Below are 12695 nucleotides of genomic sequence, written 5' to 3' on the forward strand. Positions count from 1 at the left end.
GCACACCGCTCCCGGACACCGCCGGCACCTGCATCCTAAGCGGGCCGCCGTCGAGATCGCAGGGGTCAGGGGGCGATGTTCTGGTTGCGGTGGAACACGTTGTCGGGGTCGTAGGCGCGTTTGACGGCCTGCAGACGCCGATAGCGCTCACGGCCGTAGGCGTCCTCGACCCGGTCGGCGCCCTCCTCCATCAGGAAGTTGACGTAGACGCCGGTCGCATGAGGTTGGAGCGCCTTGCCGAACTCGCGCACCCAGGCGCGCTCCTGTTCGAACCCCTCGGCGTCCGCGGTGATACCGGAGACGTTGAACACGTGGCCGCTGGCACGGCCCCCGAAGGCGGTCGCGGCGGCATCCACCTCGGCGACCGCGCCGCCCAACTGCCACACGACGACGCTGGAGCGGGGGGACAGCATCCGCGCCGCGTGCTCGAGCGTGACGTCGAGGACCTCGTCGTCCAGCACACCGACGTCACACGCTCGGAGGTGGACCCAGATGCCGTGCGGGTAGCTGGCGTCCAGCATCGACTGGTGCTCGACGAAGGGGCGCACGTCGGTCAGGTCGATGACCGGATCGCCCAGACGACGCATAGGCGCGAGGACCAGCTCCCCACGCGCGAGCGGACCCGACCAGCAGCACATCACGCCGACGACCAGCCGACCGTGCAGGTCTTCCGGGATCAGGTCGACGGCCGGCGCACGACGCAGCAGCAGTGCCGTCGTGAGCTCGCGTGGTGCGTCGCGGCACCAGTCGCGGTAGACGCGGGTGACCTCGTCCGCCTGCTCGAAGGGCCACAGCACGAGCCCGGACAGGACGCCGGGCCCGACCGGGTGGAGGTCGAACGTGAACTTGGTGACGACGCCGAAGTTGCCGCCGCCGCCGCGCACGCCCCAGAAGAGTTCGGGGTGGTGACGGTCGTCGGCCACGACCCGTCGACCGTCCGCGGTGACCAGGGACACCCGCCAGAGCTGGTCGACCGACAGCCCGTGGCGGCGCATCAGCCACCTGATCCCGCCACCGAGGGTGAGCCCCGCGACGCCGGTGTGGGTGACGGCACCCGTGGGGACCGCCGAGTCGTACGCCTGCGTCGCGCGGTCGAGTTCGCCGAGCAGCACCCCGGCCTGCACCCGGACCCGACCCGCGCGGGGATCCACCTCGATGGCCTTCATCGGACCGAGGTCGACCACCAGGCCGTCGTCGACCACCGACAGTCCGGGGAAGCTGTGCCCGCCACTGCGAACCGCGACCTCCAGCGCGTGCTCGCGGGCGAAGCCCAGCGCCGCGACCACGTCGTCGCCGTCGGCGCATCACGCGATCACCGCCGGCCGACGGTCGATCGAGCCGTTCCACACTCGCCGGTGTTGCTCGTAGTCAGGTGCGCCGGGTACGACGACACGGCCGGCGAACCGCCCCGCCAGACGGCCCACGGGCAGGCGCGTCGACACCATGACCTTCTCCCGGCCGCGCAGGTCGCTGCCCGGCCCGGCCGGTCATCGTCGCCGCGTGCGGCGCCGGGGTCAGGAACCTGGGTTCCACTCGCCCGAGGTGGTGGCCGGGCGGGTACCGGGATAGGCCTCCGCCGCCAGCCCCTCCGGGTCGAGGATCACGATGCCGTCGCGTCCGGTACGCACCAGCCCGGCGTCCCGCAACCGTCGAAGGGCCTTCACGACGACTTCGCGAACCGTGCCGATCGCGTCGGCCAGGTCCCGTTGGCTCACCGAAGCGACCATGTCGTTCCCCGTCGCCGGGTCGACCGCGAGGTCGAGCAGGTGGCGGGCCAGCCGTTGGGGCACCGTCGCGAATGCGCCGCTGGGGATCTCGGGGATGAACGACAGGACCCGTTCGGTGAGTTCGTCGATCAGCACCCGGGCGACGCGCACGTCGGTCTCGGCCGCATGACGGACGACACGGGCGTCGAGGCAGAGCAGCCGCACCTCCGTGACGGCCTGCAGCGTGGCGGGCAGCGCGAAGGGCGAGGCGAACAGCGACACGCCACCGAGCAGACCCCCGGGACACACGTAGCGCACCGTCATGGTGCGCCCGTCCGGTGCCGTGACGAACACCCGGACCAAGCCGCTCACGACCACCTCGAGGTGCGCCGTGGCGTCGCCCTCCCGCCGTAGGACCTCGCCGGCCGGCAGCGACGTCAGCCGTGCCCCGTTCCACAGTTGCTCGCGGCTCGCCTTCGGCAGGTCGCCCAGATACGACCCGGCGAGTGCGCGCGCCACCGCCGGATCCGTCCACGGGCCGTGTCGGTCATCCATCGCCGCTGCGCGCCGTCGATTCGTCCGGCCGTTCGGCGTACCGGGACTTCGCCGGGGCCCACGCGACCGTGAAACGCTCGCACACGACCTCCAGGTCACCGGTGAAGTCCAGACCCAGCGCCTCGCAGCGCTCGCGGAAGAACCGTTCGTGTTCGGTTCGCCAGCCGTCCAGGCTGCGGTCGCCTTCCCCCTCGGCGTACGCGAACGCAGCATCGACCTCGTCGAACGGCCGGAGTTCGACGTCGGTCGTCTCGATGACGCAGACCGGCTCGTCGTGGCCGTCCAGTACGACGGATCGCTCTCCGGTGACGGGCAGCGGGTCCTGCTGCGGGTCGTAGTCGGCCAGCAGGCTCGCCGTGGCCTGCTTGCGGCCCTGAGCGACCAGCGCGGCGAGCTCGTCGGCCTTCGCCGGGGTGTCCGCGAAGGCGAAGCGATCCGTCGGGAGGCGCATCCCGGTGGCGCGCCGGTAGGCGGCAGCGAAGTCCTCGGGCACGGCACACCTCTCGCGTGGCTCGCCAGCGGGCCGGCCAGCGACGGCGGCGACGGCAGCGACACGACAGCGCCACCGCAGCGTCCCCGGTCACGGTCACCGCGATCGAGCCGCCGCCGCGCGGCCGCCACCGTCGCAGGAGGCCCTCATGGACACCATACTTCCCGGTCAGCACCGCTCCGAGCGCACGCCGGACCGGCGCGACCGCTCGCCCCGCCTGGGCCGGCTCGCACGCTGGTCGTTCCGCGGGCTCCTGTCGCTGCTGGTCCTGGCCGTGATCGGCACGGCCCTGCAGGCGATCGCGGAGGCCCGCGACGGACGCGAACACCCGGCGCCGGGCGAACTGGTCGCGCTTCCCGACGGCCGCTCGCTCCACCTCGTCGTCGACGGCGAGGAACACGAGGGCCCGGTCGTGGTGCTCGAGACCGGCATGGGCGGCATGACCTCCGCCTGGGGCTGGATCCAGCCGGCGCTGGCGGAACAGGTGACGGTGGTGTCCTACGACCGGCCGGGTCTCGGCTGGTCCGACCCGTCACCCGACGGCCCGGACGCCGAGCACGTGGTCGCCGACCTACGGGCCGGCCTCGACGCGCTCGGGCTGAGCGGTCGCGGCTTCGTCCTGGCGGGTCACAGCCTCGGCGGCCACTACGTGCGTGCGTTCGCGCAGGCCCATCCCGACGAGGTCGTCGGGATGGTGCTCGTCGACCCGTCTCACGAACGGCAGGCGGAGGCGATCGATGGCTACGAGGTCGAGCAGCGGCGGAGCCGGCTGCTGATGCGGCTGCTGCAGGTGACCTCCCGGATCGGCCTGCATCGGGTGTTCGACCCGTTCGCCGCCGCCATCGCCGACCTGCCCGAACCGACCCGGACGCAGGCGCTCGTGCAGCAGGTCCGGCCCGCCTACTTCGACGCCTATCTGGCCGAGTTCGCCGCGCTCGACCGCATCGGTGCCGACCTCGCCGCAGACGACGTCGACCTCGGGGACCTGCCGCTGCGCGTCCTCGTGGCCGGCCACAGCCCCACGCCGGCGGGTCGGCAGGCCGTCGAGGCCGCGGCAGCCCTGCGGGAGCAGCTCGCCGGACTCTCGACCCGCGGGCGGACCGTCGTCTTCGACGACGCGGCACACGTCACGATCGTGACCCAGCGGCAGCACGCCGCCAGGGTCACCGCGGCGATCCTCGACGTCGCGGCCGAGAGCCGACCAGGCTGATGCGACCTGCCTCTCAGTTCGCCGCTGTGGCGGCGAGGTCATTGCTGATGTCCCGGTCCCACGCGATGTGGTGGCGGTACATCCAGGCGTGTTGCTCCGGCTTGGCGAGCCACCGCAGCGCGAGGGGCATGACCGCATCGCGCAGGACGCGGCCGACCGGCCCGGCCGTCTTGCTGCCGGAGATGCGGGCCGAGTAGCGCACGATCCGCTCGACGCGTGGACGGCGCACGTGCTCGTAGCCGCGAAGCGCCTGGCGGTGGTCGTCGAGGTCCCGGAGGGCCCGCGCGAGCACCAGCGCCCCTTCGATCGCCATCGAGGCGCCCTGTCCGGCGCTCGGGGAGGTGGCGTGGGCGGCGTCGCCGACCAGCACCATCCGGTCACGATGCCACGTGGCGACGTGCGGGAGGTCGTGCAGGGCGTAGGCGCCGATGTGGCCGGTGGTGCGCTGCAGGATGTCGCGCGCGGGCGCCCGGTCCGCGGCGAACGTGGTCAGCAACCGCTGCTGCCAGGTCGCCGAGGGTGTGGCGGCCAGTTCACCGCGCGCGGGCTCGCGGGCCTGCGGGAGGTTGGCGAACCACCAGACCTCGCCGTTCGGCTGAACGGTGTAGGAGAAGAACCCGTGGCGGCCGAAGATCATGTGGAAGGTGCCCGGCTCGGCCGGCAGGTCGAGGTCCCGGGCGTGGCCGCCGAGACTCAGCAGCCCGCAGTACCTCGGCGGCGGAGCCGAGGGGTCGATGATCGTGCGCAGCCGCGAGTGCACGCCGTCGGCACCGATCAGCAGGTCGGCCTCCACCGACGTGCCGTCCTCGAAGCTCGCCCGTGCGACGCCGTCACCGGTGGTGGCGTCCGTGAGCCGCCGGCCGTGGACGACGGGCAGGTCGCGTCGCCGCAACTCGTCGAGCAGGAGCTGGTGGAGGCGGCCGCGCTGGATCGTGGTGCTGGTGATCCCGGTGGACAGGCGGACGCCGTTGGCGACCTCTCCGAGGCGCTTGCCGGTCCCGCTCCACATCACCATCCGAGGCGTCGCGAGTCCGGCGCGCGCGACCTGGTCGGCCAGGCCGACGGTCGCCAGCGCGTCCATGCCGTTGGAGGCCACGTTGAGGAACGAGCCGACGTGCGCGGCCGGCTCCGTGTACGCCTCGTAGACGGTGGCGTGGATGCCCACGCGCTGCAACGCCATGGCGAGGACCGGGCCGGCGATGCCGCCGCCGATGATGGCGGCTGTCTGCGGCTTCATGAGTGCTCCTGAGCGTCACGCGGCGTTGTGACGGGCGTAAAAGGGGTCTGCGGGCCGCTGGGTGGCGGCCTGCGCGTCGAAAGAGCTGCTGCGTCCCGTCGGAGATCGACCGCGTCGACGACGCTACGGAGGCAGTGCTTCGTTGCCGTCCGCCGGCTGGCGCGACTCGCCTACGCCGATCGCGGTAGACGCAGGCACACCGAGGTCGTCATCCCGGAGGTCGGTCCGGCGCACCGAGGGCATCAGATGTCACGACAGCGCGACGGCGGTCGCACGACAGCGCGTCGGTGCAGGCTGACCGCATGCCAGTCCGTCGGATCGTCAATCGCCAGGAGATCGTCGTGCCACGCCACCGCACCGCTGCCGTCGGGACCACCCGCGTCTCACGCCTCGTCGACGTCGCACGGAACGTGGCCGCCGTCACCGGCGGCGTCCTGCTCGTCGCCGTGCTCGTGGGGGCGGGCATCGACATCGCCCGCATCGACGGCACCCGCGGCGGCTACGAAGCTCCGTACCGTGACTACCGGGGGACCCCCATCGACTGGGACGCCGAGACCTTCACGACGTCGACCGGCATGGTCGCGACGGGACACGTCATCGACGTCCACACCGACTGCACGACCGGCATGATCGGCTTCGAGATCCTCGGTGTCGTCCACCTCGACTACCGCCGCCTGTCGCCGCGGGCCCTGGCGGTGCACGACCCCGCCACGGCGTGCCGAGAGCGGGGGCTCGAGCCGCGGTTCTGACGGTGGACGCTCCTCGAGGAAGCCTCATCCGGGGGCGGGGATCAGCGGCTACGGGCGGTGGGCGTGCTCGGCCCTGAAGCCACTCCTGCTCGGGTGAGGCCAAGACATCCGCCCCATCTCGACCTGACGCCATCTGCGGCCCACGCCGAGCTGCCTGAGCAGGCAGCGGTCGATTGGACGATCGCCGCGTCGGTTTCCGGGGGTTCACTCCGGCGGTTGCCACGCGGCGGTCGCGCCGAACGTCCGTCATGGTCCAGCGTGGTCACTGGTGATCGGTGCAGCGCTCGACGGGATCGAGGCCACGGTGAGCGTCGTACGAGCCGTTCTGCAGTGGGTCCTACCGACGGTGTTCGCTGGTCTCTCGCTGGCCACGCTGGCTCGTTGGGCTCGCCAGCGGCAACGGCCGGCAGGGTTCCTGGCCGCCGCGTTCGCCAGCATCGCGGCGGGGCTACTGGTCGAGCGGATCGCTGCGGCGGTACCGGCGATCCCGACGGCACTGCCACGGGACGTGGCCACGATCGGGGTGGCCGCCTTCGCCTGGCTGCTGCTGGCGTTCGCCTGGTCGTTCGAGCCTCGGCTGCCGCTCTGGGTGAGAGCCGCGGCAGCGTCGGTGTTCGGCTTGGCGCTGTGGGTGCTGCTCCTGCCACCCCTGCCCTTGCTCGGGGAACCCCAGGCGGTCGAGGAGCTGCTGTTCGTCAACCTCTTCATCGGCACGTGGGCGGTGCTCGCGGGTGCCGCCGCCGTGCGACTGTGGCGTGCGGGTGGCAGCCATCGGCTGGTCCGCACGCGGATGCGGCTGATGGCCTCCGGTGCGCTCGTGCTCGCGTCCGCCCTGCTGGTCTCGGGCGGGGCACCGTCGCGGTCTCTGTGGCAGCTGCTCCCGAACCTCCTGGCGCTGGGGGCGGCGGCGTTGTTCGCTGTCGGCTTCGCCCCGCCGCGGCCACTGCGGATGTGGTGGCGACGGCGCGCGACGACCGACTGGCAGCGCCGCCAGCTGGACCTGATCGCGGCCGTGACCCCGACGCAGGTCGCCGAAGCGGTAGCTCCGCAGGTGGCCGAGGTCCTGGGTACCGGCGCCGTCGTGGTCGACCGCGACGGCAGGATGCTCGCGCACGCACAGCTCCCCGTCGAAGAAGCGACCGCTATCGCCGATCGCCTCAAGACCGGTGATCCGCCCGCAGCCGGCGAGCAGCGTGTCGCAGCCGACGGCGCCACGCTCGTCGTTCTGACGACCCCCTACACGCCCATCTTCGGGCAGGACGAACAGGACCTGCTCGTCGGCCTCGCGCTGCAACTGCGGCTCGCGCTGGAGCGTGCCCGGCTGCACGAAGCCAATACACGATCTCGTCGGCAGCTCGAGCAGAGCGCCCACGACCTGCAGGCCATGATGTCCGGCCTGGCCCACGACCTGCGCTCCCCGATCACCGCCGTCGAGCTGTACCTCGACCTGCTGCCGGACGTCGACGACCGCGACCGCCGCATCGAGCTGCTCGGACGGATGCGCGCCGGCACGGCCTACCTCAACCGGCTGATCGACTCGCTGCTGGAACTCTCGCGGCTCGGCACGACGCAGACCGACCTGGAACCAGTCGACCTCGACCTGATCGTCGAAGCCGCCATCGACCGGCTCGCGGCCGCGCATCCGAGCGTGACCGTCCACGCCGACCCACTGCCGAGCGTCGTCGGCAACCGGCTCGCGCTCGAGCAGGTGTTCGACAACCTGCTCACCAACGCCGCCAAGCACGGCGGGCGACCCGACGTCACGATCCGCATCTCGGGACGCACGACCTCCGACACGGTCGTGATCGACGTGGCCGACGACGGACGCGGCATCGACCCCGGGGACCGCGAGCTGATCTTCGCCCCCTTCCAGCGCGGCCGCAACGCCGGGGCCAGCGGCCACGGCGTCGGCCTCGGGTTCGTGCGGCGCGTCCTCGAGAGCCACGGTGGCAGCATCGAGCTACTGGCTCGTGGTTCCGGCGCCCACTTCCAGTTGCGGCTCCCGAGGACCGTCGACTGAGCTCTTCGTGCCGGGCGGTGTCGACGCGCTGGTGGCCTCAGTCCCCGATCGGCCCGTCCGGCGCGCTCGGTTTCGTGGACAGGGCGTAGGAGATGGTCTGCATGCAGATGCGACCGTCACGGACCACGAAGGAGTCGGCGCCGTTCGACACGTGCATGTCCTGCGCGACGGCGCGCCACTGCAGGAACGCATAGGGGCCGTCGACCAACACCATGTCGTAGAAGAACTCGGCGTCCTTCAGCTGCTCCGCGAGCAGGGCAGCCAGCTTGGCCATCGCGTCACGACCCTGGAAGTGACCCAGGTGACTGAGGACGACGACGTCCTCGGTGTAGTTGTCCCCGAGGTCCTCGCCCAGCCTGCCGTCACGCCGGTGGACGAGATGGCTGTCGATGACCTCGGCGGTGGATCGAGAGATGTCTCGTCCGTTGCCCGGGCCAGAATCGTCGTCCACGCGTGCTCCGTCCTCGTCTGCGTGCGTAGACCGTGCATGCGGGACGCGGCGCCGACACCGGCCGCCTACCGACGGAGGGACGGCGTCGTTCGACGACACACCGCCCGTGCCCGAGCTGGCCGACCACCTGGCGCGGGTCAGGCGTCGGCGCGGACCACCTCGAGGTCCCCGTGCTCGTAGCTGCCGCGCAGGTCCTTCTTGGAGAACTTGCCGACGCTGGTCTTGGGGATCTCCGAGACGAACGTGTAGCGCTCGGGCAGCCACCACTTCGCCACCCGGTCCACGAGGAAGTGGTTGAGGTCCTCCGCGGTGACCTCGGCGCCGGCGCGCAGGACCACGGCCGCCAGTGGCCGCTCGTCCCAGCGCTCGTCAGGAACGCCGATGACGGCCGCCTCGACGACGTCCTCGTGGGCCATGATCGCGTTCTCCAGGTCGACGGAGCTGATCCACTCGCCGCCGGACTTGATGACGTCCTTGGTGCGGTCGACGATCTGCAGGAAGCCGCGGTCGTCGATCGTCCCGACGTCGCCCGTTCGCAGCCACCCGTCACCGGTGAACCGGTCCGCCTCGGCGTCGACCCCGTGGTAGCCGCCGGTGATCCACGGGCCGCGCACCTGGATCTCGCCGATGGACGAACCGTCCCATGGCTGCTCGACGCCGTCGGGGTCCGCGATCCGCACGTCGACGCCCGGGGCGATGCGTCCCGTCTTCGCGCGCCAGTCGATGGACTCCTCGGGAGCGGTGCCCGATGGCGGGATCGCGACCGAGCCCAGCGGGCTCATCTCGGTCATGCCCCACGCCTGGATGATCTCCACGCCCCACCGCTGCTCGTAGGCCTCGATCAGCGCGCGGGGGACGGCAGCGCCGCCGACCACCACCCACTGCAGCGAGCTCAGGTCCACGTCGGTCTGCATCCCGTACTGCAGCACCCCGTTCCAGACGGTCGGGACCGCCGCGGAGCAGGTCGGGCGCTCCGCCTCGATGAACGCGACCAGCGGTTCGGGTTGCAGGTACTTCTCCGGCTGCAGGATGTCGGCGCCCGTCATCCAGCCGAGGTAGATCAGCCCCCAGGCGTTGGCGTGGAACTGCGGCACGACCAGGAGCAGCCGATCGCGGTCGCTCAGGCGCAGGCCGCCGACGGCCGAACCGAACGTGTGCGTCCAGTTGGAGCGGTGCGAGTAGACGACGCCCTTGGGGTTGCCGGTCGTGCCGCTCGTGTAACACATCGCCGCCGGCTGGCGTTCGTCGAGCTCCGGCCACGCGTAGCCGCCGGGTTGGGCCCCGAGCAGCTCGTCGTAGCGAACCACCTTGTCCGCGGGCAGCGCGGAGGCATCGCCGTCCCCGACGACGACGAAGTGCTCGACCTCCCCGATCTGGTCGAGGACGCGGGCGAGCACGGGGACCAGCGAGTCGTCGACGATGATCACCCGGTCGCCGCCGTCGTTGACGACGTAGGCCAGCTGGTCGGGGAACAGCCGGATGTTGAGCATGTGCAGCACCGCGCCCGTGCACGGGATGGCGAAGTAGGCCTCGAGGTGCTCCTGGTGGTTCCAGCAGAACGTGCCGACGACGTCGCCGGCGCCCACGCCGAGCGACGCCAGACCCTGCGCGAGACGACCCATCCGTTCATAGGTCTCCGCGAAGGTCAGCTCGCGTGCGTGGGCGCCGCGCCAGGTGACGACCTTCGATCCGGCATGGACCCGGCGACCGTGCTCCAGGATCTGGGTCAGGGTCAGCGGGTAGTCCATCATCGTGCTGGTGACCATCGGCGCCCGGCTCCCCATCGTCGCGACCCGGGCGCGGACCCTACTGGGCGCTCAACGCGGCAGCACCAGCTGTTCGCGCACCCGGCCGCGCACGAGCACCCCCACGTCGGCGGGGCGCTCGGGCAGGGTGAGCTCCGCCGGCGCGGGCGCCAGCAGGCGCACGCCGCCCGCCACGTCGGCGTCCCGCGACGTCGTCAGCTCGTGGAGGAAGAACCGCCCCTGCGCATCGAACGTCTCCCGGAACCGGACGTTGCCCCGGTGGATGTCGCCGGTGCCCGTCCACTGCAGCGAGACGCGAGCGGGCACTGCGGGCAGCTGGGTGCAGTCGTCCTCCTCCTCGTCGAAGTCGCTGGCCGGGTGCCGCCCGTCCGGTGGGTCGGAGCCGGGGTAGGTGCAGATCGTGCCGCCCCGCAGCGTCACCTCGACGTCGACGGACGCACGGCGCATGGCCGGGTCGAAGGCGAAGGCTGCCGGTTCGACCGGCTCGATGGTGCGGTAGGTCAGGTGCGTGGTCACGCCCGCGTCGCTGGTCTCCCAGCGGTCGTAGACGACGTCGATGGCGGGTTCGTAGCGGGTCATCCCCGGACGCTCGCCGGAGGTCTCCGCGCCGTCGACGACCACGATCGTGAGGTCCTCGAAGAGGCCGTCGTCGAGCGTGGTCCAGTTGGCGCCGGCGAGCTGGACGGATTGGGCGAAGCGGTAGCCGTTCGGGAATGGCGTGGCGCCCGCGGGTGCGGCGTACAGGCCGGCGAGCAGCGCGAGCGCGAGACCGATGGCGGTGAGTGGACGTCGGAACGGTCGGGTGGCGGAGCGGTTCATGTCGGGGTCTCCCGAGGTCGGGGTGGGCTGTCCCCGGGAGGCTCCGCCGGCGGCGTTGGCGACGCCTTGCCGCCGCGTTGCGGCATGCTTGGCGCCGCGATCCGGACGTGTGGTGTCGGCGCTCGACCGCAGACCGGCCGTGACCGCCTGCATGCGCAGGTCGGCTACCGGGGCGGCGTCAGGTCGTCGCCAGCCCGGCCAGGTGGCGCACGAGGCGGTCGAACGAGGTCGTGCGCTTGTCCAGTACGAGGGCGTCCGGCCGAAGCCGGATGGCTTCCTCGCGCATCGGCTCGGACGCCGACACGACCACGACGTCGAGGTCGGCCGGCAGCTCTGTCAGCAGCTGGTCCCCGGTCGCACGCGGCATGAGCATGTCGAGCACGATGGTGTCCGGCGCGGTGCGGGCGATCTGGCCGTGCGCGTCCTTGCCGTCGGACGCGAAACCGATCACCTCGGCGACGCCGGTCATCTCGATCCAGCGGCGGGTGACGTCGCGGTAGATGGGGTCGTCGTCGACGATCAGCACTCGGCGAGGGGCGACGCCGTCGCGTCGGAGTTCCGCCACACGGGCGCAGACGGGACAGACGATCTGATCGTCGACCGTGTCCCCGTTGCGGACGGTGACGCGGAATCGCTGCAGCTCGAGCAGCTTCTCGCCGCAGCGCTGACAGCGCTTCGAGGAGGCGGCCGCCCGGCGCCCCGGCTCGTCCGCAACGGCGACGACGTCGACGGCCTGCCAACGGTCCTGCTGCCGACGCATGGGCTGCTCCGTCGCGTGCCTTCGGCGGGAGCGTAGTGGTCGCGCGTCCTAGGGACGGGTGTCCATGTGACCACCACATCACCCGGCCGGCGTGGTGGCCGACGCGCGCGCCCACCGACGGACGGGACGAGCGTTCAACGCACCGGCCTCGTCGACGAGTCTCGGGGTGCCCCGATGCTCGGCATCCTGCGGAGCGGCGGCGCGGTGCGGTCCGGCGCGCAGCCTTCGCGGGTGGCCGGGCCGGGCGTCGCCGGCCGCGTGACGAGCGCGGCCGCCGATCTCGCGAGGGCCGCTCATGGCTCGGCAGACGCTGCGCCGACAACCGCCGCGACGGCGCTGGACGATCGCGACCGGCCTGGCGGTCGCGCTCGCTGCCAGCTGCGGCGGCTCCGGCTTCCGCTACGTGGCCGATCGCGACGCCGGGGTCTACTTCAAGCTGCCCGACGGGTGGACGACGCTGCCGGACGAGGGCGTCACGGAGCAGTTCGCGAGCCCGACGGCCGACGCGGACACCCAGCGCCTGATCGGCTTCGACGCCGCTCCGGACCCGGCCGTCGAGCATCTGCTCCATCCAGACGCCGCGCACCCGGCCGGACTCAGCCGCGTGCGGTTGCTGAGCATCCGGGAACGCGACCAGCTCTCGCTGGCGGCGCTGCGCAACGAGTTCCTGCCGGTGGACTCCCTGCCGCCCGGTCGTGTCCGCCTGCTCGCGAGCGAGGACATCGAGACCGACACCGGCCTGCACGGCACCGAGAGCACGTTCGAGATCGGCCTCGACGAGGGCACCTACACGCTCACGCAGGTCGTGCTCGTCGACGCTGGCACGCAGGTCGTGTACGGGCTGGTCGTCGGGTGCACGCAGAGCTGTTACGCCGAGCAGCGCTCGGACATCGAGGCCGTCGTGGAGTCCTGGAGCATCGAGGAGCCCTGAC

12 protein-coding genes are annotated in these 12695 nt (G+C 72.0%); 4 read left to right on the forward strand and 8 right to left on the reverse strand.

Annotated elements, in window-relative coordinates; genetic code table 11:
- Window positions 1-65: 65 nt before the first annotated feature.
- From ACERM0_RS06885 to ACERM0_RS06895, 3 genes are all read right to left on the reverse strand, one after another.
- Complete coding sequence (locus tag ACERM0_RS06885) at window positions 66-1286, reverse strand: FAD-binding oxidoreductase (RefSeq protein WP_373677812.1); 1221 nt, start codon at window positions 1284-1286, stop codon at window positions 66-68.
- 228 nt (window positions 1287-1514) lie between these two features.
- Entirely contained in the window at window positions 1515-2225 is a 711-nt protein-coding gene (locus ACERM0_RS06890) for a Crp/Fnr family transcriptional regulator (protein ID WP_373677813.1), read from the reverse strand.
- Between the two features lie 28 nt (window positions 2226-2253).
- Window positions 2254-2754 (reverse strand): ASCH domain-containing protein, encoded by a 501-nt coding sequence (locus tag ACERM0_RS06895; RefSeq protein ID WP_373677814.1) that lies wholly within the window; start codon window positions 2752-2754, stop codon window positions 2254-2256.
- A 145-nt stretch (window positions 2755-2899) separates the two neighbouring features.
- Here ACERM0_RS06895 and ACERM0_RS06900 point away from each other — a divergent pair, with 145 nt between their 5' ends.
- On the forward strand, window positions 2900-3961 hold the full coding sequence (locus tag ACERM0_RS06900; protein ID WP_373677815.1) for an alpha/beta fold hydrolase: 1062 nt from the start codon (window positions 2900-2902) through the stop codon (window positions 3959-3961).
- A 13-nt stretch (window positions 3962-3974) separates the two neighbouring features.
- On the opposite strand, the gene ACERM0_RS06905 is transcribed toward ACERM0_RS06900, so the two are convergent.
- Window positions 3975-5198, reverse strand: a complete 1224-nt coding sequence (locus ACERM0_RS06905) for an FAD-dependent monooxygenase (protein ID WP_373677816.1) — start codon at window positions 5196-5198, stop codon at window positions 3975-3977.
- Window positions 5199-5500: 302 nt separating this feature from the next.
- On the opposite strand from ACERM0_RS06905, the gene ACERM0_RS06910 reads away from it, so the two are divergent.
- Window positions 5501-5947 carry a hypothetical protein gene (locus tag ACERM0_RS06910; protein ID WP_373677817.1) on the forward strand — a complete coding sequence of 149 codons (447 nt, stop codon included), beginning with the start codon at window positions 5501-5503 and terminating at the stop codon, window positions 5945-5947.
- A gap of 268 nt (window positions 5948-6215) precedes the next feature.
- Window positions 6216-7967 (forward strand): sensor histidine kinase, encoded by a 1752-nt coding sequence (locus ACERM0_RS06915; RefSeq protein WP_373677818.1) that lies wholly within the window; start codon window positions 6216-6218, stop codon window positions 7965-7967.
- Between the two features lie 37 nt (window positions 7968-8004).
- Here ACERM0_RS06915 and ACERM0_RS06920 read toward each other — a convergent pair whose 3' ends face one another.
- The 4 genes from ACERM0_RS06920 to ACERM0_RS06935 form a co-directional block, all read right to left on the reverse strand.
- On the reverse strand, window positions 8005-8418 hold the full coding sequence (locus ACERM0_RS06920) for a nuclear transport factor 2 family protein (RefSeq protein ID WP_373677819.1): 414 nt from the start codon (window positions 8416-8418) through the stop codon (window positions 8005-8007).
- A gap of 137 nt (window positions 8419-8555) precedes the next feature.
- On the reverse strand, window positions 8556-10184 hold the full coding sequence (locus ACERM0_RS06925; protein ID WP_373677820.1) for a long-chain fatty acid--CoA ligase: 1629 nt from the start codon (window positions 10182-10184) through the stop codon (window positions 8556-8558).
- A gap of 51 nt (window positions 10185-10235) precedes the next feature.
- Entirely contained in the window at window positions 10236-11003 is a 768-nt protein-coding gene (locus tag ACERM0_RS06930; protein ID WP_373677821.1) for a hypothetical protein, read from the reverse strand.
- Between the two features lie 178 nt (window positions 11004-11181).
- Window positions 11182-11763 carry a response regulator transcription factor gene (locus tag ACERM0_RS06935; protein ID WP_373677822.1) on the reverse strand — a complete coding sequence of 194 codons (582 nt, stop codon included), beginning with the start codon at window positions 11761-11763 and terminating at the stop codon, window positions 11182-11184.
- A gap of 295 nt (window positions 11764-12058) precedes the next feature.
- Between ACERM0_RS06935 and ACERM0_RS06940 the strand changes: the two genes are divergently transcribed.
- On the forward strand, window positions 12059-12694 hold the full coding sequence (locus ACERM0_RS06940; protein WP_373677823.1) for a hypothetical protein: 636 nt from the start codon (window positions 12059-12061) through the stop codon (window positions 12692-12694).
- Window position 12695: the final 1 nt, after the last annotated feature.

It is taken from the genome of Egicoccus sp. AB-alg2 (assembly GCF_041821065.1).
In the GTDB taxonomy this organism is placed as follows: Bacteria; Actinomycetota; Nitriliruptoria; order Nitriliruptorales; family Nitriliruptoraceae; genus Egicoccus.